The following is a 19,312-nucleotide window of genomic DNA, read 5'->3' on the forward strand; positions in this document are numbered from 1 at the left end:
CGCCATGCATACGCGCATCAAGTTCTGCGGGCTGACCCGCGCCGAGGATGTCCGCGTGGCGGTGGAACTGGGCGTCGACTACATCGGCCTCGTCTTCGCGCCGCACAGCCCGCGCCGGCTGCTGCTCGGCCAGGCCCGCATGCTGCGCGACCTGGTGCCTGAGGAGATCGCGGTCGTCGCGCTGGTGATGGACAACACGCGCACCGACATCGAACACCTTGTCGAATCGTTGCAGCCGGACCTGCTGCAGTTCCACGGTGCCGAGGACGATGGCGTCGCCGGTTCGTTCGGTCGCCCGTTCTGGAAGGCGATCGCGATGGGCGGCCAGCAGGACAGCGCCTTCAGCAGTCTCGCGGACTATCCGAGCGCCAGTGGCTTCCTGTTCGATGGCCATGCGGCGGGCGAACAAGGCGGCAGCGGCCAGCGGTTCGACTGGCGGCAGATGCCGCGTGCGACCGATAAACCTTTCCTGCTGGCGGGCGGGCTGACGCCGGAGAACGTGGCGCTGGCCGTGCGCACCGCGCGCCCGACCGGCGTGGATGTGTCCAGTGGCATCGAAACGGCACCCGGCACGAAGGATGGCGAGAAGATGCGGCGCTTCGTCGAAGCGGTGCGCGAGGCAGACGCCCGCGGCTGAGTCAGGCGAGCGCGGCGCGCAGCCAGTCGGCCAGCGCCGGGATGCGGGGATCGGGATTGCCGCGCGCGGCGCACAGGGCCCACTGGCCGCCCGTTTCCACGAAGCCCCACGGCGCGACCAGGCGACCGCTTTCGATATCCGCCTGCACCAGTTCCTGCGGCGCGATGGCGACGCCCAGGCCAGCGACGGCGGCCTCCAATAGATAGGTCAGGTGATCGAAGCCCGCGCCCAGGCGCAGGTGGCTTGTGTCCACGCCCTGCGTCTCGAACCACCGTGGCCAGGCTTGCGGACGGGACACGGTATGCAGCACGGCCTCGTCGACCAGCGCGCTGGCCGGGGCGCGCTCCAACCTCGTGAAGCCGGCATGGCGCGGGCTGACGACCGGGCCGATCCGTTCGGGCGCCAACGCATGCACGTCCCAGCCCGGCGGCCAGGGCGCTTCGCCGACCAGCAAGGCGGCATCGAGTCCGCTCAGGCCGTCGTCGAAACCGCCTTCCTGGGCCGACAGGTGCACCGTCAGCGTGGGCAGGTCGATTGCCAGCCGCTCCAGCCGCGGGATCACCCAGCGTGCGAGCAGGCTGCCGGGGCAGCCGAGGACAAAGGCGGAGGGCCGCCGGTCCCGCTGCAGGCTGGCCCAGCCGGTCTGCAGGCCGGAGAAGGCGTCGCCAGCCAGATCACGCAGGCGCATGCCCTCCGCCGTCAGGGCCAGGCCGCGGCCGTCGCGGACGAACAACGGGCGACCCAGCGCCTCTTCCAGCGTGCGGACATGCCGGCTGACGGCGCCGTGGGTGACGTGCAGTTCGCCGGCGGCCCGACTGACGCTGCCAAGACGGGCCGCGGCCTCGAAGGCGCGCAGGGCATTGAGCGGGGGCAGGGAGCGTGACATGGCGTGAGTTTAAGTCACGAATACGTCAGATTTCATGGATTTTCCGGCCATGACCTGTGCGCTAGAGTGACAGCTCTTCCGCACCGATCGCATTCCGATGACCGCGCCTGCCGACTACCACGCCTATCCCGACGCCCGCGGCCACTTTGGCCGGCATGGCGGCCGCTTCGTCGCCGAGACGCTGATCGGACCGCTGCAGGAGCTGTCGACCGCCTACGACGCGGCACGGGTCGATCCGGCCTTCATCGCCGCCTTCGACAAGGACCTGAAGCACTACGTCGGCCGGCCCAGCCCGATCTACCACGCCGAGCGGCTCAGCCGCGAAGTCGGCGGTGCGCAGATCCTGCTCAAGCGCGAGGACCTGAACCACACCGGCGCGCACAAGATCAACAACACCATCGGGCAGGCGCTGCTGGCCAGCCGGATGGGCAAGAAACGGATCATCGCCGAGACCGGTGCCGGCCAGCATGGCGTGGCCAGCGCTACCGTCGCCACCCGGCTGGGCCTGGAATGCGTGGTCTACATGGGCGCCACCGACATCGAGCGGCAGAAGATCAACGTCTACCGGATGAAGCTGCTCGGTGCGACCGTGGTGCCGGTGACCAGCGGTTCGGCCACGCTGAAGGACGCGCTGAACGAAGCGATGCGCGACTGGGTGACCAACGTGCAAGACACCTTCTACATCATCGGTACGGTCGCCGGTCCCGACCCGTATCCGCGCATGGTGCGCGACTTCAACGCCATCGTCGGCCGCGAGGCGAGGGCGCAGATGTTGGCCGACTACGGCCGCCTGCCGGATGCGATCACCGCCTGCGTCGGCGGCGGCAGCAACGCCATCGGGCTGTTCCATGCGTTCCTCAACGACCCGGGCGTGCGCATCGTCGGTGCCGAAGCCGCGGGCGACGGCATCGAGACCGGGCGCCACGCCTCCTCGCTGTCGGCGGGCCGCATCGGCGTGCTGCACGGCAACCGTACCTACGTGATCTGCGACGACGACGGGCAGATCATCGAAACCCATTCGATCTCGGCCGGCCTGGATTACCCGGGTGTCGGCCCGGAGCACGCCTTCCTGAAGGACAGCGGACGCGCCGAGTATGTCGGCGTCACCGACGAGGAAGCGCTGGCCGCGTTCCACCGCCTGACCCGCACCGAGGGCATCCTGCCTGCGCTGGAGTCGAGCCACGCCGTTGCCCAGGCGATCAAGCTGGCACGCGAACTGCCCAAGGACCAGCTGGTGCTGTGCAACCTGTCCGGCCGCGGCGACAAGGACGTGCATACGATCGCCGCGCGCGAGGGGATCAACCTGTGAGCCGTTTCGAAGCGAAGTTTTCCGAGCTGAAGGCCGCCGGCCGCAAGGCCCTGGTGCCGTTCATCACCGCTGGCGATCCGTCGCTGGAGTCCACGGTGCCGGTGATGCACGCGCTGGTCGCGGCCGGTGCAGACGTCATCGAACTGGGCGTGCCGTTCTCCGACCCGATGGCGGACGGTCCGGTGATCCAGCGCAGCTCCGAACGCGCACTGGCCCGCGGCGCCGGCCTGCGCTATGTGCTGGAGGCGGTCGAGGTCTTCCGCCAGCAGGATGACGGCACGCCGATCGTGCTGATGGGCTACCTGAACCCGGTCGAGATCCACGGCGCCGAGCGTTTTGCCCGTGAAGCGGTTGCCGCCGGCGTGGACGGCGTGCTGCTGGTCGACCTGCCGCCGGAAGAGGCCGAGGAGACGCGCGCGGTGTTCGACCGGGAAGGGCTGGCCCTGATCGCGCTGGCCTCGCCGACCACCTCGCCCGAGCGCCTGCGGATGTTGTGCGACGCCGCGCAGGGCTACCTGTACTACGTCAGTTTCGCCGGGGTGACCGGCGCCTCGGACCGGCTGGATACGGCCGCGGCCAGCGAACGGCTGAAGCAGCTGCGCGCAGGCTCGCGTGCGCCGGTGGTGGCCGGCTTCGGCATCAAGGACGCCGACAGCGCCCGTGCCATGGCGGCCGATGCCGACGGTGTCGTGGTCGGCAGCGCGCTGGTGGCGGCACTGGCCGACGCCGGCTGTGAGGCCCCGTCGCGAGCATCGGCCTTCCTGGCCCCCTTGCGGGCGGCGCTGGACGGCTGAGCCTCCGTACGGTTGTGCATGGACGACTGAGCTAAACTGCCGCGCTAATCCACGAGGCCCCGCCAGGGGCAGGCAGCAAGACCACGCATGAGCTGGCTCAGCAAACTGATGCCGTCGGGCATCCGCACCGAAGGCAACGCAGGCAAGAGCAAACGCAGCGTCCCCGAGGGGCTGTGGGAAAAATGCGACCGCTGCGGCGCGGTGCTGTACCGGCCGGAGCTGGAGGAGAACCTGGAGGTCTGCCCGAAGTGCAGCTTCCACATGCCGATCCGCGCCCGCGCCCGCCTGGCGGCGCTGTTCGACCCGGGCAGCACCCGCGAGATCGGTGCCGCGCTCGGCCCGACCGACGTACTGAAGTTCAAGGACCAGAAGAAGTACGCCGACCGCATCAAGGCCGCGCAGAAGAGCACCGGCGAGCGCGATGCGCTGATCACCCTGCAGGGCCAGCTGAAGGGGCGCGACCTGGTCGCCAGTTCCTTCGATTTCGCCTACATGGGCGGCTCGATGGGTTCGGTGGTCGGTGAACGCTTCTCGCTCGGCGCGGAGAAGGCGCTGGAGATCGGGTCGCCGTTCGTGTGCTTCTCCGCCAGCGGTGGCGCGCGCATGCAGGAAAGCCTGTTCTCGCTGATGCAGATGGCGAAGACGTCGGCCGCGCTCGGCCGCCTGCGCGAGGCGGGCCTGCCGTACATCTCGGTGATGACGCACCCCACCACCGGTGGCGTGTCGGCCAGCTTCGCGATGCTGGGCGACATCAACCTGGCCGAGCCCGAAGCGCTGATCGGCTTCGCAGGTCCGCGCGTGATCGAGCAGACCGTGCGCGAGACGCTGCCGGAGGGCTTCCAGCGTTCGGAGTTCCTTGTCGCGCACGGCGCGATCGACCAGATCTGCGACCGTCGCGAGATGCGTGACCGCCTGGCCGACCTGCTGGCGTTGATGATGCGACAGTCCAAGCCCGAGGACAGTGAACTGGTGACCGCATGAGCCGCAAATATTTCGGTACCGATGGCATCCGTGGTCGTGTCGGAGCCGGTCCGATCTCCGCGGATTTCGTATTGAGGCTGGGCAACGCGCTGGGGCGCGTGCTGTGCGAGAACAGCACGGGTAGCCGCCCGGTCGTGGTGATCGGCAAGGACACGCGCATTTCCGGTTACATGTTCGAAGCGGCGCTGGAAGCCGGCCTGGTGGCCGCCGGTGCCGACGTGCAACTGATGGGGCCGATGCCGACGCCGGCCGTCGCTTTCCTGACCCGTACGCTGGGCGCCGATGCCGGCATCGTGATCAGCGCCTCGCACAATCCGCATTACGACAACGGCATCAAGTTTTTCTCCGCCGAAGGCGAGAAGCTCGATGACGCCACCGAGGCGGCCATCGAAGCCGCGCTGGACGGCGAGTTCGTCACCGTGGAATCCGAAAAGCTCGGCAAGGCGATCCGCACGCGCGACGCGGTCGGCCGCTACATGGAGTTCTGCAAGGCCAGCGTGCCGCGTCGCTTCGACCTGAAGGGGTTGAAGCTGGTGCTGGACTGCGCGCACGGTGCGACCTACCACATCGCGCCGCTGCTGTTCCGCGAACTGGGCGCCGACGTCGTCACCATCGGCGCGGAGCCGAACGGCATCAACATCAACGATGGCGTGGGCTCGATGCACATCGACAACCTGGCCGCGAAAGTGCGCGAGACCGGCGCCCACCTGGGCATTGCCTTCGACGGCGACGGCGACCGCGTGCTGATGGCGGACGGGCAGGGTGCGCCGGTGGACGGCGACCAGCTGATCTACCTGCTGGCGCGCGACTGGCAGACCATCGGACGCTTGCGCGGTCCGGTCGTCGGCACGCTGATGACCAACTATGGCCTAGAGCGCGCGCTGGGCAAACTCGAGATCCCGTTCGTCCGCACCAAGGTCGGCGACCGCTACGTGCACCAGGCGCTCGTCGAGGGCAACGCCGTGCTCGGTGGCGAAGCCTCCGGTCACCTGCTGTGTCTGGACCGCACGACGACCGGCGACGCCATCATCGCCGCGTTGCAGGTGCTGGAGGCGTTGAAGCGCGGCAGGACGACGCTGCGTGGTGCGCTGGAGGGCCTGACGATGCTGCCGCAGAAGACCATCAACGTGAAGCTGGCCAACGGCGCGCGTCCGACCGAGGCGGCCAGTGTGCAGGCCGCGCTGGCGCAGGCGCAGGCCGCGGTGTCCGGGCGCGGGCGTGCGTTCCTGCGTCCGTCCGGCACCGAGCCGGTGGTGCGCGTCACCGTCGAGGCGGACGACGATACGCTGGTGAAGAACACGCTGGAAACCCTGGCAGAGGCCGTGCGCGCAGCCGCTGCCGCCTGAGCCGGATCAATGAATGTCCGGCGCGGTGATGGTCCAATCGCCTCCCGCGCCTTTCCCCTGTTGGAGCAGATGCATGAGCGCCCGTATTCCCACGCTGGACATCACCCGTTTCGATACCGACCGCGAGGCCTTCGTCGCCGAGCTGGGTGCGGCCTATCGCGAGTGGGGTTTCGCCGGCATCCGCAACCACGGTATCCCGCAGGCGCAGATCGATGCCGCCTACGAGGTGTTCAAGCGCTTCTTCGCGCTACCCGACGATGCCAAGAAGCGCTACCACGTGCCCGGTAGCGGCGGTGCGCGCGGCTACACCGCGTTCGGTGTGGAAACGGCGAAAGACTCCAAGCATTTCGACCTGAAGGAGTTCTGGCACATCGGCCGTGAGATTCCCGATGACTCCAAATATCGCGAGGTGATGCCGCCGAACCTGTGGCCGGACGAAGTGCCGGGCTTCCGCGAGCATGGCTATGGCCTGTACCAGGCGCTGGACCAGTTGGGTTCGCGCGTGCTGTCGGCGCTGGCGCTGCACATCGGCCTGCCGGAAACCTATTTCGCCGACAAGACCGATTCCGGCAATTCGATCCTGCGCCCGATCCACTATCCGCCGATCACCGCCGACGACATTCCCAACGTGCGTGCCGGCGCGCACGAGGACATCAACCTGATCACGCTGCTGGTGGGCGCCAGCGCCGCCGGCCTGGAAGTGCGCTCGAAGCAGGGCGAGTGGGTGCCGTTCACCTCGGACGCCGACACCATCGTGGTCAACATCGGCGACATGCTGCAGCGCCTGACCAACCACGTGTATCCCTCGACCACGCATCGCGTGACCAATCCGCCGGGTGAGCAGGCGCGCCAGCCGCGCTATTCGGTGCCGTTCTTCCTGCACCCGAATCCGGACTTCCTGATCGATGTGCTGCCGTCCACGGTCACGCAGGACAACCCGAAGCGTTACCCCGAGCCGATCACGGCACAGGGTTACCTGGAAGAGCGTCTGCGCGAAATCAAACTGAAGTAGGGCGGGCCCAGGCCCGCCACCGCGCCGCCCCACGACGCCGGGATATGCCGGCGTCGTGCGTTTCCGGACGCCTCAATCCAGCGGCCGCACCTTGCGCGAGTTGCGCGCCATCATCCCCAGCGCCAGACGGTGGGGGAGCAGCTTCACGATGGCGTGCAGCAGCCGGTAGCGCCAGCCGGGCACCACGAGCACATCGCCGCGCTCATTGCCGTCGATGCCGGCGCGCGCCACGTCCGCGGCATCCAGCCACATCGTCGGCGACACCCGCATGCGTGAGCGCGTCCCGGTGACGTCGTGGAACTCGGAGTAGGTGAAACCCGGGCACAGGGCAGTGGCGTGCACGCCGCGATCGGCATTCTCGAGCGCCAGTGCTTCGCTGAACTTCAGCAGGAAACTCTTGGCGGGCGCGTACAGCGTCTGCCCGTCGGCGGCGGGCATCAGCGCAGCGAAGGACGCCACGTTGAGGATGCGGCCCTGGCCCGATGCGCGGATGGACGGCAGCAGTCGCCACGTCAGTTCGCCGACGGCGCTCACCATCACCTGGAGAAACGCCGCATGGTCGGCCCAGGCGCTGCTGCGGTAGCGGCCCGGTACGCCGTAGCCGGCGTTGTTGACGAGGATCCGGATCTGCAGGCCCCGACGTTCCAGTTCGGTCACCAGTGCCGCAGGTGCGCCGGGGTCGGCCAGATCCGCCGCCACGATCTCCACCGGCACCTGCGCCTGCAGGTCCGCCGCCAATGCCTGCAGTCGGTCGGCGCGCCGGGCCGTCAGTACCAGCGGGACACCGCGCTTCGCATACTCGCGTGCGATCTGCTCGCCGATACCACTGGAGGCACCCGTGACCAAGGCGTAGCCGGTCGATGGGGCAGGGGTGGCATCGGGCATGGCGGCTCCAGAGCGGGCGACGGGATGTCGGCACGATAGCGCGGCAGATAGGTGTACCGCCCAACATCGGCTAGACTGCGCGCCCCCGAACTGGACAGGAATTGGTCTTATGCGTCGCAAGCTCGTGGCTGGCAACTGGAAGCTTCATGGCACCCGCGGTTTCGCGACGGCGCTGATGGATGAACTGGTCGCGGGCCTGCCGCTGGAGGGTGTGGACCTGCTGATCCTGCCGCCACTGCCTTACCTCGGCGAGCTGATCGAGGACTATGGCGACCGCGGCGTGGCGTTCGGCGCGCAGGACGTCAGCAGCAACGAGAAGGGTGCCTACACGGGTGAAGTGTGCGCCGCCATGCTGGTGGACGTGGGTGCGCGCTACGGCCTGGTCGGCCACTCCGAGCGTCGCCAGTACCACAACGAAAGCAGCGAATTCGTCGCGAAAAAGTTCGTCGCGGCCAAGAATGCCGGCCTCATTCCGGTCCTTTGCGTGGGTGAGACCGAGCAGCAGCGCAAGGACGGGCAGACCGAGTTCCGCATCCAGAAGCAGCTCCAGGCCGTGTTCGATCTGGCCGGCCCGCAGGCCTTCGAGGGGGCCGTCGTCGCCTATGAGCCGGTCTGGGCCATCGGCACCGGCCTGACCGCCACGCCGGCCCAGGCCCAGGCGGTGCATGCGTTCATCCGTGGCGAAGTGGCCGCGCGCGATGCTAGAATCGCCGGCTCGTTGCCTCTCCTGTACGGCGGCAGCGTGAAGCCCGACAACGCCGCGGAACTGTTCTCGCAGCCCGATGTCGATGGAGGGCTCGTGGGCGGCGCGTCACTGGTCGCCCGGGATTTCCTGGCCATCGCGCAGGCGGCGGCCGGTCGGGGGTGACCCCGGCAAGACCGGCCCCAGGGGCTGGACGACTCAACCGGTTGAGACTGATTCCAAATGTGGATGTTGATCCTGAATGTGGTGTACGTGCTGGTGGCCATCGCCATCATCGCGCTGGTGCTGATGCAGCGGGGTTCCGGCGCTCAGGCCGGCTCGGGCTTCGGTGGCGGCGGAGCTTCCGGTACGGTGTTCGGTGCGCGCGGCGCGTCCAACTTCCTGTCCAAGAGCACCAAGTGGCTGGCCATCGCCTTCTTCGGCATCAGCCTGTTCATGGCGTGGTACGCGACGCATAGCGCGCGCCCGACCACCCAGCAGAACCTCGGCGTGATGTCCGAGCTCCCGGCGGCACCGGCCGCGCCGGCAGGCGAACTGCCGAAGCCGTCGACCGTGCCGAGCACGCCGATCCAGCAGGCCCCTGCTGCGCCGGCTGGCAATGCGCCCGCCGCACCGCAGGAAGCCGCGCCGGCGACGGAAACGCCGCCGGTGACGCCGCCGCAGGGCGGCTGATCACGGATACAATGGCGGCGCGCGCGGTGCGCCGCGCAGGTTTCAAAGCCCAGGTGGCGGAATTGGTAGACGCACTACCTTGAGGTGGTAGCGGCGAAAGTCGTAGGGGTTCGAGTCCCCTCTTGGGCACCAATACGGCGGGTCGGCGGCAACGTCGTTCCCGCATCGAAAAAACCCGCCTTCCGGCGGGTTTTTTCTTTTGCCGACTGCGGTGATATGCGCCGGTAATCGTTTACTAGCGAGTTCACAAACCGTTACAATCCCGCCGATTCATCGGGCGCCCGGTACGTGCTGCGGAAGGGCTCCCGCCGAAGATGGGCCCGGTGGTCGCGCCACGGGTCGCGCATGGCGCAGGCCGGGCGCGAGCGATGCAAGCCCCATTCATGCCGTGCCGCGTCGTGCGCGCCGGCGGATAGGACAAGAAGAGACAAGCGAGTGCTGGCCAATTACCTGCCCACCCTGTTGTTCCTGATCGTCGCCACCGGCATCGGCATCGCGCTGATGGTGGCCGGCCGCTTCCTCGGCCCGCGTCGTCCCGACGCCCAGAAGCTGTCTCCGTACGAATGCGGCTTCGAGGCCTTCGAAGACGCGCGCATGAAGTTCGACGTGCGCTACTACCTGATCGCCATCCAGTTCATCGTGTTCGATCTGGAAATCATCTTCATTGTTCCGTGGACGCTGGTGTTCCAGGAGCTGGGTCCGCGTGCGCTGGTCACGATGGGCCTGTTCGTGGGCATGCTGTTCCTCGGTTTCGTTTACGTTTGGAAGAAGGGAGCGCTCGAATGGGAGTGATCCAGACCGTCGACCGTCTGATGAACAACCCGATCCCGGAAGGGCGGGTGGACGACATCCTGCGCCCCGAGGGCGACAATCCGCTGCTCGAGAAGGGCTACGTCACCACCAGCGTCGATGCGCTGATGAACTGGGCGCGTACCGGTTCGATGTGGCCGATGACGTTCGGCCTGGCCTGCTGCGCGGTGGAGATGATGCATGCCGGCACCTCGCGCCTGGACCTGGACCGCTACGGCGTGGTGTTCCGCCCGTCGCCGCGCCAGTCCGACGTGATGATCGTGGCCGGCACGCTGGTCAACAAGATGGCCCCAGCGCTGCGCAAGGTCTACGACCAGATGCCCGAGCCGAAGTGGGTCATCTCGATGGGCAGCTGCGCCAACGGCGGCGGCTACTACCACTACTCTTACTCCGTCGTCCGCGGCTGCGACCGCGTCGTGCCGGTGGATGTGTACGTGCCGGGCTGCCCGCCGACGGCCGAAGCGCTGGTGTACGGCATCCTGCAGTTGCAGAAGAAGATCTGGCGCACGCAGACCATCGCGCGCTGATCCTCGTCTTTCCCCCGAATCCTTTCTAGAGCACGCCACGCCCCATGGCTGAGCAAGCTGCAAACTTCACCGACCAGCTACGCGCCCGCTTCGCGGACGCCACGGTCAGCGTGGCCGAGCCGCGCGGCGAAATCACCCTGGAAGTGCCGTCCGCCTCGTGGCATGCGGTCGCCCTGGCGTTGCGCGACGAATTCGGCTTCGAACAGGCCGTCGACGTCAGCGGCGTGGACTACCTGGGCTATGGCAGCGCCGAGTGGGACACCGCCGACGTCTCGTCCGAGGGCTTCAGCCGTGGCGTCGAGGGTTTCGGCCCGGGCCGCTTCAACTGGGAGCAGCGTCCACGCGATGCCGCCCGCCCGAACCGTTTCGCCGTCGTGCTGCATCTGCTGTCGTACCAGCACAACCGTCGCGTGCGCGTGCGTTGCTTCGCGCCGGACGACGGCCTGCCGGTGGTGGCGTCGGTGAGCGACGTGTGGCCGGGCCTGAACTGGTTCGAGCGCGAAGCGTTCGACCTGTACGGCATCATCTTCGAAGGCCATCCGGACCTGCGCCGCATCCTGACCGACTACGGATTCGTCGGCCATCCGTTCCGCAAGGATTTCCCGCTGATCGGCAACGTCGAAGTGCGCTACGACGAAGAAAAGAAGCGCGTGGTGTACGAGCCGGTCACGTCGGTCGAGCCGCGTGTCGGCGTGCCGCGCGTGATCCGCGACGACGCCCGCTACCAGACCGCCGCCGGCGAGCAGGCCGTGCGCGAGGGCAAGGCATGAGCAATCCGCAATCCGGCGCCGCGTTCGCCAGCAATCCTGCCGAGGCCAAGCAGGAAATCCGCAACTACACGCTGAACTTCGGTCCCCAGCATCCGGCCGCGCACGGCGTGCTGCGCCTGATCCTGGAAATGGACGGCGAGACCATCGTCCGTGCCGATCCGCACGTCGGTCTGCTGCACCGGGGCACCGAGAAGCTGGCCGAGTCGAAGCCGTTCAACCAGTCGATCGGCTACATGGACCGTCTCGACTACGTGTCGATGATGTGCAACGAGCACGCCTACGTACGCGCGATCGAGACCCTGATGGGCATCGAAGCGCCGGAGCGTGCGCAGTACATCCGCACGATGTTCGACGAGATCACCCGCATCCTGAATCACCTGATGTGGATCGGCTCCAACGCGCTCGACCTGGGCGCGATGGCGGTCATGCTGTACGCGTTCCGCGAGCGCGAAGAGCTGATGGACTGCTACGAGGCGGTCAGCGGCGCGCGCATGCACGCGACGTACTACCGTCCGGGCGGCGTCTATCGCGACCTGCCGGACCACATGCCGAAGTACAAGGAATCGCCCTGGCGCAAGGGCAAGGCGCTGAAGCACTTCAACCAGGCCCGCGAAGGTTCGCTGCTCGATTTCCTGGAAGACTTCACCAACGAATTCCCGAAGCGCGTCGACGAGTACGAGACGCTGCTGACCGACAACCGCATCTGGAAGCAGCGCACCGTCGGCATCGGTGTGGTGTCGCCCGAACAGGCGCGCGCGCTGGGCATGACCGGCGCCATGCTGCGTGGTTCGGGCATCGCCTGGGACCTGCGCAAGAAGCAGCCGTACGCGAAGTACGACGTGGTCGATTTCGACATCCCGGTCGGCGTCAACGGCGACTGCTACGACCGTTACCTGGTCCGCGTCGCCGAGATGCGCCAGTCCAACCGCATCATCCAGCAGTGCGTGAAGTGGCTGAAGGCCAACCCCGGCCCGGTCATGGTGCAGAACTTCAAGGTCGCGCCGCCCTCCCGCGAGGAGATGAAGGACGACATGGAAGCGCTGATCCACCACTTCAAGCTGTTCAGCGAAGGCTATTGCGTGCCCGCCGGCGAAACCTACGCCGCGGTCGAGGCGCCGAAGGGCGAGTTCGGCTGCTACCTGGTGTCCGACGGCGCCAACAAGCCCTTCCGCGTGAAGTTGCGCGCGCCGGGCTTCGCGCACCTGTCCTCGATGGACGAGATCGTGCGCGGCCACATGCTCCCCGACGTCGTCGCGATGATCGGTACTTATGACTTGGTATTTGGTGAGGTGGACCGATGAGGGCCACGGGTAATTTCGAAGCGGCGCAGAACGTCGATCCGCTGGTGGCGTTGAGCGACAAGACGCGCGCGCACATTGATCATTGGCTGACCAAGTTCCCGCCGGACCGCAAGCGTTCCGCGGTACTGCAGGGCCTGCATGCCGCGCAGGAGCAGAACGAGGGCTGGCTGACCGACGAGCTGATCGCCGCGGTCGCCAAGTACCTGGACCTGCCGCCGGTGTGGGCGTACGAAGTCGCCAGCTTCTACTCGATGTTTGAGACCGAGAAGGTCGGCCGCAACAATGTCGCGTTCTGCACCAACATCAGCTGCTGGCTCAACGGCGCCCAGGATCTTGTCGCGCACGCGGAGAAGAAGTTGGGCTGCAGGCTGGGCGAATCCACCGCCGACGGCCGCGTATACCTGAAGCGCGAAGAAGAGTGCGTGGCCGCGTGCTGCGGCGCGCCGGTGGTCGTGATCAACGGCCACTACCACGAGAACCTGACGCCGGCGAAGGTCGACGAGCTGCTGGACGGGCTGGAGTAAGCGCATGGCAGGCCATTCACACTATTCGGAAGGCTACGGCCCGGTCGGTCCCGCTCCCAAGGAGCACCAGGCCGTCTACACCACGCTGCACTTCGACAAGCCCTGGTCGTACGAGAACTACCTGAAGACCGGCGGTTACGCCGCGCTGCGCCGGATCATCGAAGAGAAGATCCCGCCGGCCGACGTCGTCGAGATGGTCAAGCAGTCCGGCCTGCGCGGTCGCGGCGGCGCGGGCTTCCCTACCGGCCTGAAGTGGAGCTTCATGCCGAAGGGCGCCATGCAGAAATACATCCTCTGCAACTCGGACGAATCCGAGCCGGGCACCGCCAAGGACCGCGACATCCTGCGCTACAACCCGCATGCGGTGATCGAGGGCATGGCGATCGCCTGCTACGCAACCGGTTCCACCGTGGGCTACAACTACCTGCGCGGCGAGTTCCACCACGAGCCGTTCGAGCACCTGGAAGAAGCCACCGCCGAGGCCTACAAGCACGGCTGGCTGGGCAAGAACATCCTCGGCTCCGGCGTGGACATCGACCTGTACAACGCGCTGGGCGCGGGCGCCTACATCTGCGGTGAGGAAACCGCATTGATGGAGTCGCTGGAAGGCAAGAAGGGCCAGCCGCGCTTCAAGCCGCCGTTCCCCGCCAACTTCGGCCTGTACGGCAAGCCCACCACGATCAACAACACCGAGACCTACGCCTCGGTGCCGGCGATCGTGCGCAACGGCGCCGAGTGGTTCATGAACCTCGGCAAGCCCAACAACGGCGGCTGCAAGATCTTCTCGGTTTCCGGCCACGTCGCGAATCCGGGCAATCACGAGATCCGCCTGGGCACGTCGTTTGCCGACCTGCTCGAGCTGTGCGGCGGTATGCGCGAGGGCCGCAAGCTCAAGGCCGTCATCCCGGGCGGCTCCTCGATGCCGGTGCTGCCGGGCGAGGTGATGATGGGCCTGACGATGGACTACGACAGCATCCAGAAGGCCGGCTCCGGCCTGGGCTCCGGTGCCGTGGTCGTGATGGACGACACCACCTGCATGGTGCGTGCGTGCCAGCGCATCGCGCGCTTCTACTACAAGGAAAGCTGTGGCCAGTGCACGCCGTGCCGCGAGGGCACCGGCTGGATGTACCGCATGCTGACCCGCGTGGCCGAGCACAAGGCCACGATCGAAGACCTGCAGACGTTGCGCGCGGCCGCCGGCCAGATCGAAGGCCACACCATCTGTGCGTTCGGCGAAGCCGCCGCGTGGCCGGTGCAGGGCATGCTGCGCCACTTCTGGCACGAATTCGAATACGCGATCGTCAACAAGCGGTTCCTCGTCGACGACGAGCGCGACGGCACGGTGGTCCGTTCCAACCTGGAGGTGGCCGCGTGAGTGCGCAGCCCGTGAATCCCAACCTGCCGCCGGACCACGTCACCGTCTTCATCGACGGGCAGGAGCTGGCCGCGCCCAAGGGTTCGATGATCATCCAGGCCGCCGACAAGGCCGGCATCCCGATCCCGCGCTTCTGCTACCACGAGAAGCTGCCGATCGCGGCCAACTGCCGCATGTGCCTGGTCGAAGTCGAGAAGATGCCGAAGCCGGCGCCGGCCTGCGCCACGCCGGTGATGGACGGCATGAAGATCGCCACGCGCAGCGACAAGGCGTTGAAGTCGCAGCGCAACGTGATGGAGTTCCTGCTGATCAACCATCCGCTGGACTGCCCGATCTGCGACCAGGGCGGCGAGTGCGAACTGCAGGACCTGTCGCTGGGCTACGGCCGTTCGGTCAGCCGTTTCCAGGAACGCAAGCGCGTGGTGCCGGACGAGGACATCGGTCCGCTGGTCGCCACCGAGATGACCCGCTGCATCCAGTGCACGCGCTGCGTGCGCTTCACCGCGGACGTCGCAGGCACCTACGAGCTGGGCGGCATGTACCGCGGCGAGAACCTGCAGATCGGCACCTACGACGGCAAGCCGCTGACCACCGAGATTTCCGGCAACGTCATCGACGTGTGCCCGGTGGGCGCGCTGACCAACAAGGTGTTCCAGTTCCGCGCCCGTCCGTGGGAACTGATCGCACGCGAGTCCGTCGGTTTCCATGATGCGATGGGTTCGAACGTGTTCTACCACTCGCGCCGCGGCCAGGTGCTGCGCACCGTGCCGCGCGAGAACGAGGCGGTCAACGAGTGCTGGCTGTCCGACCGCGACCGCTATTCGCACCAGGGCCTGTATGCCGACGACCGCGCGGTGAAGCCGCTGCAGAAGGTCAATGGCGAGTGGCGCGAAGTGTCCTGGGCCGAAGGCCTGGCCGCGGCTGCCGAAATCCTGCGTGCGAACCGCGGCGACAGCCTTGGCGTGCTGGTGCATCCGGCGGTGTCGAACGAGGAGGGCGGCCTGCTGGCCAAGCTCGCCGACGGCCTCGGTACCGGCAACCTGGACCACCGCATCAACAATCGCGACTTCTCCGATGGCGCCGTGGCCGAACCGTTCGCGCTGCCGCTGGCCGAGATCGAGCAGGCGGATGTCATCGTGCTGTTCGGCACCAACCTCCGCCATGAGCTGCCGCTGCTGCACCAACGCATCCGCAAGGCCGTCCGCACGGGCGCCAAGGTGCACGTGGTCAACCCGGTCGACTTCGACTTTGCCTTCGGCATCGCCGGCAAGCACATCGTCGCGCCGTCGAAGCTCGGTGACGCGCTGAACGATGCCGCGCTGCGTGACATTGCGAAGGCGGCGAACCGCGCCGTCGTGATCGTCGGTGGCATCGTGGAGAACCATCCGCAGGCCGCCGCGCTGCGCGCCGCTGCCGCGGCGTTCGCAGGCGCGACCGATGCGTCGCTGTGCCGCATTCCGCAGGGCGCGAACGCCGTCGGCCTGGCGCGCCAGGGCGTGCTGCCGAGCGGCCGCGACGTGGCCGGCATGTTCGCCGAGCCGCGCAGTGCATACGTGATCTACGGCATCGAGCCGGGGCTGGACTTCGCCGATACGCCGGCCGCGTCGCGCGCGCTGGCGTCGTCCAGGGTCGTGGCGTTAAGCCACTTCGCCTGCAAGTCGACGCGCGATGTGGCGGACGTGATCCTGCCGATCGGTCTGTTGCCCGAAATCGATGCGACGCTGACCAATCTGGATGGCAAGGACCAGCGCACGCAGGCGGCCGGCAAGCTGCCGGGCGAGGCGCGTGACGGCTGGAAGGTGCTGCGCGCCTTGGGTGGCGAGCTGCAGCTGGCCGGTTTCGAATTCACCGATATCGCCGGCGTGCGCGAGGCCATCGCCGACGCCAGGACGGTCGCGGTGGTGAAGTCCGCCGCGCCGGCCATCAACGGACAGGGCCTGGAACTGGCCGTCACCGCGGCGATCTACCGCACCGACGGTACCGTCCGCCGCGCCGAAGCGCTGCAGGCGCACCCGCTGAACGTCGGTGACCGCATCGTGCTGAATCCTGCCGATGCGCAGGCTGCCGGCGTCGCCGAGGGCCAGGTGGCCAAGGTCGGTAACGGTATCGGCACCGCCGCGCTGCCGGTGGTGGTGGATGCCCGCGTTGCCGCGGGTACCGCGTGGATCGAAAGTGGCTACGGCGCCACGGCGCCGCTGGGTGCCGGACGCGTGACGGTGGTGAGCGCATGAACGAGATGTTGATCAACGCGGTCGGCCCCCTGCGCGAGTGGTTTTTCGGGCTGGGCGACATCGGCATGATCCTGTGGATCGTGCTGAAGATCCTGGTGATCGCCATGCCGGTGATCATCTCGGTCGCGTTCTACGTGGTGTGGGAGCGCAAGCTGATCGGCTGGATGCACGTGCGCCACGGGCCGATGTACGTGGGCATGGGCATCTTCCAGGCCTTCGCCGACGTCTTCAAGCTGCTGTTCAAGGAAATCATCCAGCCCAGCAGCGCGCAGAAGACGATGTACATCCTGGCGCCGCTGATCACGCTGGCGCCGGCGTTCGCCGCGTGGGCGGTGGTGCCGTTCGATTACCAACTGGTGTTGTCGAACGCCAACGCCGGCCTGCTGTACCTGCTGGCGATGACCTCGCTGGGCGTGTACGGCATCATCATCGCCGGCTGGGCGTCGAACTCGAAGTACGCGTTCCTGGGCGCCATGCGCTCGGCCGCGCAGGTGGTCAGCTACGAAATCGCGATGGGCTTCGCGCTGGTCGGCGTGCTGATCGCCGCCGGCAGCCTCAACCTGACCGACATCGTGATGGCGCAGGCGGGCGACTCGGGCTTCCTCGAGTGGTTCTGGCTGCCGCTGTTCCCGCTGTTCATCGTGTACTGGGTGTCCGGCGTCGCCGAGACCAACCGCTCGCCGTTCGACGTGGTGGAAGGCGAATCGGAAATCGTCGCCGGCCACATGGTCGAGTATTCGGGTGCGGCGTTCGCGCTGTTCTTCCTGGCCGAATACGCCAACATGATCTTGGTCAGCTTCCTGGTGTCGCTGTTCTTCCTCGGCGGCTGGCTGAGCCCGCTGCAGGGCTGGATCACCGCCGACGTGTCGCCGTGGATCAACTGGATCTGGGTGGGCGGCTGGCCGTGGCTGCTGCTGAAGGTGCTGTTCTTCGCCAGCGCCTACATCTGGTTCCGCGCCAGCTTCCCTCGCTACCGCTACGACCAGATCATGCGGCTGGGCTGGAAGGTGTTCATCCCGCTCACGATCTTCTGGATCGCGGTGACGGCAGTGATGGTGTTCTTCGGCGTGTTCGAGAAGGGTGTGTAAGACATGAGCAAGGTTGTGCACTACTTCAAGAGCCTGATGCTGCTGGAACTGCTCCAGGGCCTGTGGCTGACGCTGAAGTACACCTTCAAGCCGAAGTACACGCTGATGTACCCGATGGAGAAGTTCCCGCAGTCGCCGCGCTTCCGCGGCCTGCACGCACTGCGCCGGTATCCGAACGGCGAGGAGCGCTGCATCGCTTGCAAGCTGTGCGAGGCCGTGTGCCCCGCGCTGGCGATCACCATCGACTCGGCCCCGCGCGAGGACGGCACCCGCCGCACCACGCGCTACGACATCGACCTGTTCAAGTGCATCTACTGCGGCTTCTGCGAGGAAAGCTGCCCGGTGGACTCGATCGTGGAAACGCACGTGCTGGAGTACCACTTCGACAAGCGCGGGCAGAACATCGTCACCAAGCCGCAGCTGCTGGCGATCGGAGACCGGCTGGAAGCCGAGATCGCCGAGCGCCGCGCCGCCGACGCCGCTTTCCGCTGAGGTCCGAAGAATGGATTGGGTCCTGATCAGTTTCTACGCTTTCGCCACCGTCGCGGTCGTCGCCGCCGGCGCGGTGATCAGCGTGCGCAACCCGGTGCATGCCGTGCTGTGCCTCATCCTGACGTTCTTCTCGGTGGCCTGCATCTGGCTGCTGGTGGGCGCGGAGTTCCTGGGCGTGGCCCTGATCCTCGTCTACGTGGGCGCGGTGATGGTGCTGTTCCTGTTCGTGGTGATGATGCTCGACATCGACGTCACCGCCATGCGCGAAGGCTGGGTCAAGTTCCTGCCGGTCGGCCTGCTGGTCGCGGTCGTCATGCTGGCGCAGATGCTGGTGCTGATCGGCATCAAGGCGAAGATGGCGGTGCCGTTCCCGGACAACGCCGCGTCCGCCGCCGCCGATGTGTCCAATACGGCGTGGCTGGCGCGCACGCTGTTCACCGAGTTCTTGCTGCCGTTCGAGTTCGCCGCCGTCATCCTGACCGTGGCCGTGGTGGCCGCCGTGATGCTGACGCTGCGCAAGCGCACCGGCATCAAGACGCAGGATCCTGGCGAGCAGTCGCGGGTCAAGGCGCGCGACCGCATCCGCATGGTGTCGATGCCGGCCGAGAAGCCGGTGCGCGAAACGCCGGCCAGCGCGCCGGCGGAAGGGGAGGGCAAGGCATGATTTCCCTGGGTCATCTGCTGGCGCTGGGCGCCGTGCTGTTCTGCATCAGCCTGGCCGGCATCTTCCTCAACCGGAAGAACGTCATCGTGCTGCTGATGTCGATCGAACTGATGCTGCTGTCGGTGAACATCAACTTCGTCGCGTTCTCGCGCGAGCTGGGTGATGCGGCCGGCCAGATCTTCGTGTTCTTCATCCTGACCGTGGCCGCGGCCGAGGCCGCCATCGGCCTGGCGATCCTGGTCACCCTGTTCCGCACCCGGCGCACGATCAACGTGGCCGAAGTCGATACGCTCAAAGGCTGATGC

21 protein-coding genes and 1 tRNA gene are annotated in these 19,312 nt (G+C 67.2%); 20 read left to right on the forward strand and 2 right to left on the reverse strand.

Annotated features, from left to right (window positions below; genetic code table 11):
• Nucleotides 1-4 precede the first annotated feature (4 nt).
• Nucleotides 5-637 (forward strand): phosphoribosylanthranilate isomerase, encoded by a 633-nt coding sequence (locus ACSQ1W_RS04565; protein WP_436041849.1) that lies wholly within the window; start codon nt 5-7, stop codon nt 635-637.
• A 1-nt stretch (nt 638) separates the two neighbouring features.
• Here the strand turns inward: ACSQ1W_RS04565 and ACSQ1W_RS04570 are convergent, their stop codons facing one another.
• The gene (locus tag ACSQ1W_RS04570) at nt 639-1,523 is read right to left on the reverse strand and encodes a LysR family transcriptional regulator (protein ID WP_436041851.1); all 885 of its coding nucleotides are present in this window, start codon (nt 1,521-1,523) and stop codon (nt 639-641) included.
• 97 nt (nt 1,524-1,620) lie between these two features.
• Here ACSQ1W_RS04570 and trpB point away from each other — a divergent pair, with 97 nt between their 5' ends.
• The 5 genes from trpB to ACSQ1W_RS04595 all read left to right on the forward strand — a co-directional run bounded on the left by trpB (nt 1,621) and on the right by ACSQ1W_RS04595 (nt 6,965).
• A complete protein-coding gene (gene trpB, locus ACSQ1W_RS04575) occupies nt 1,621-2,832 on the forward strand; it encodes a tryptophan synthase subunit beta (RefSeq protein WP_436041852.1) in 1,212 nt (403 codons plus the stop codon).
• Complete coding sequence (gene trpA / locus ACSQ1W_RS04580) at nt 2,829-3,626, forward strand: tryptophan synthase subunit alpha (RefSeq protein WP_436041854.1); 798 nt, start codon at nt 2,829-2,831, stop codon at nt 3,624-3,626. Before trpB ends, trpA begins: the two co-directional genes overlap by 4 nt.
• Nucleotides 3,627-3,713: 87 nt before the next feature.
• The gene (accD, locus tag ACSQ1W_RS04585) at nt 3,714-4,607 is read left to right on the forward strand and encodes an acetyl-CoA carboxylase, carboxyltransferase subunit beta (RefSeq protein ID WP_192269040.1); all 894 of its coding nucleotides are present in this window, start codon (nt 3,714-3,716) and stop codon (nt 4,605-4,607) included.
• Complete coding sequence (gene glmM, locus ACSQ1W_RS04590) at nt 4,604-5,953, forward strand: phosphoglucosamine mutase (protein ID WP_436041856.1); 1,350 nt, start codon at nt 4,604-4,606, stop codon at nt 5,951-5,953. Before accD ends, glmM begins: the two co-directional genes overlap by 4 nt.
• 73 nt (nt 5,954-6,026) lie before the next feature.
• Nucleotides 6,027-6,965, forward strand: coding sequence for an isopenicillin N synthase family dioxygenase (locus ACSQ1W_RS04595; RefSeq protein WP_436041858.1), 939 nt, complete (start codon nt 6,027-6,029; stop codon nt 6,963-6,965).
• A 72-nt stretch (nt 6,966-7,037) separates the two neighbouring features.
• On the opposite strand, the gene ACSQ1W_RS04600 is transcribed toward ACSQ1W_RS04595, so the two are convergent.
• The gene (locus ACSQ1W_RS04600; protein WP_436041859.1) at nt 7,038-7,850 is read right to left on the reverse strand and encodes an SDR family NAD(P)-dependent oxidoreductase; all 813 of its coding nucleotides are present in this window, start codon (nt 7,848-7,850) and stop codon (nt 7,038-7,040) included.
• A 109-nt stretch (nt 7,851-7,959) separates the two neighbouring features.
• Between ACSQ1W_RS04600 and tpiA the strand changes: the two genes are divergently transcribed.
• The 14 genes from tpiA (at nt 7,960) to nuoK (ending at nt 19,309) form a co-directional block, all read left to right on the forward strand.
• Nucleotides 7,960-8,718 carry a triose-phosphate isomerase gene (tpiA, locus tag ACSQ1W_RS04605; RefSeq protein WP_192269033.1) on the forward strand — a complete coding sequence of 253 codons (759 nt, stop codon included), beginning with the start codon at nt 7,960-7,962 and terminating at the stop codon, nt 8,716-8,718.
• Between the two features lie 57 nt (nt 8,719-8,775).
• Nucleotides 8,776-9,225, forward strand: a complete 450-nt coding sequence (secG, locus tag ACSQ1W_RS04610; RefSeq protein WP_436041862.1) for a preprotein translocase subunit SecG — start codon at nt 8,776-8,778, stop codon at nt 9,223-9,225.
• 47 nt (nt 9,226-9,272) lie between these two features.
• Nucleotides 9,273-9,357 (forward strand) — tRNA-Leu (locus tag ACSQ1W_RS04615).
• A gap of 303 nt (nt 9,358-9,660) precedes the next feature.
• Nucleotides 9,661-10,017: an NADH-quinone oxidoreductase subunit A gene (locus ACSQ1W_RS04620; RefSeq protein WP_162108536.1), complete on the forward strand. Its 357-nt coding sequence runs from the start codon at nt 9,661-9,663 to the stop codon at nt 10,015-10,017.
• Nucleotides 10,008-10,562: a NuoB/complex I 20 kDa subunit family protein gene (locus ACSQ1W_RS04625; protein WP_055943825.1), complete on the forward strand. Its 555-nt coding sequence runs from the start codon at nt 10,008-10,010 to the stop codon at nt 10,560-10,562. The genes ACSQ1W_RS04620 and ACSQ1W_RS04625 overlap by 10 nt, the downstream gene beginning before the upstream one ends.
• 44 nt (nt 10,563-10,606) lie before the next feature.
• Nucleotides 10,607-11,332 carry an NADH-quinone oxidoreductase subunit C gene (locus tag ACSQ1W_RS04630; RefSeq protein WP_436041864.1) on the forward strand — a complete coding sequence of 242 codons (726 nt, stop codon included), beginning with the start codon at nt 10,607-10,609 and terminating at the stop codon, nt 11,330-11,332.
• Entirely contained in the window at nt 11,329-12,633 is a 1,305-nt protein-coding gene (locus tag ACSQ1W_RS04635; protein WP_436041866.1) for an NADH-quinone oxidoreductase subunit D, read from the forward strand. The genes ACSQ1W_RS04630 and ACSQ1W_RS04635 overlap by 4 nt, the downstream gene beginning before the upstream one ends.
• Complete coding sequence (gene nuoE / locus ACSQ1W_RS04640; protein ID WP_436041868.1) at nt 12,630-13,157, forward strand: NADH-quinone oxidoreductase subunit NuoE; 528 nt, start codon at nt 12,630-12,632, stop codon at nt 13,155-13,157. The genes ACSQ1W_RS04635 and nuoE overlap by 4 nt, the downstream gene beginning before the upstream one ends.
• Nucleotides 13,158-13,161: 4 nt before the next feature.
• Entirely contained in the window at nt 13,162-14,532 is a 1,371-nt protein-coding gene (nuoF, locus tag ACSQ1W_RS04645) for an NADH-quinone oxidoreductase subunit NuoF (protein WP_436041870.1), read from the forward strand.
• Nucleotides 14,529-16,763, forward strand: coding sequence for an NADH-quinone oxidoreductase subunit NuoG (gene nuoG, locus ACSQ1W_RS04650; RefSeq protein ID WP_436041872.1), 2,235 nt, complete (start codon nt 14,529-14,531; stop codon nt 16,761-16,763). Before nuoF ends, nuoG begins: the two co-directional genes overlap by 4 nt.
• Complete coding sequence (nuoH, locus tag ACSQ1W_RS04655; RefSeq protein ID WP_192269020.1) at nt 16,760-17,851, forward strand: NADH-quinone oxidoreductase subunit NuoH; 1,092 nt, start codon at nt 16,760-16,762, stop codon at nt 17,849-17,851. The genes nuoG and nuoH overlap by 4 nt, the downstream gene beginning before the upstream one ends.
• A gap of 3 nt (nt 17,852-17,854) precedes the next feature.
• A complete protein-coding gene (gene nuoI, locus ACSQ1W_RS04660; protein ID WP_162108528.1) occupies nt 17,855-18,343 on the forward strand; it encodes an NADH-quinone oxidoreductase subunit NuoI in 489 nt (162 codons plus the stop codon).
• 10 nt (nt 18,344-18,353) lie between these two features.
• Nucleotides 18,354-19,007, forward strand: coding sequence for an NADH-quinone oxidoreductase subunit J (locus ACSQ1W_RS04665; RefSeq protein WP_436041875.1), 654 nt, complete (start codon nt 18,354-18,356; stop codon nt 19,005-19,007).
• A complete protein-coding gene (nuoK, locus tag ACSQ1W_RS04670; protein ID WP_192269016.1) occupies nt 19,004-19,309 on the forward strand; it encodes an NADH-quinone oxidoreductase subunit NuoK in 306 nt (101 codons plus the stop codon). The genes ACSQ1W_RS04665 and nuoK overlap by 4 nt, the downstream gene beginning before the upstream one ends.
• Nucleotides 19,310-19,312 lie beyond the last annotated feature (3 nt).

The organism is Pseudoxanthomonas sp. LjRoot143 (genome assembly GCF_964252945.1).
In the GTDB taxonomy this organism is placed as follows: domain Bacteria; phylum Pseudomonadota; class Gammaproteobacteria; order Xanthomonadales; family Xanthomonadaceae; genus Pseudoxanthomonas_A.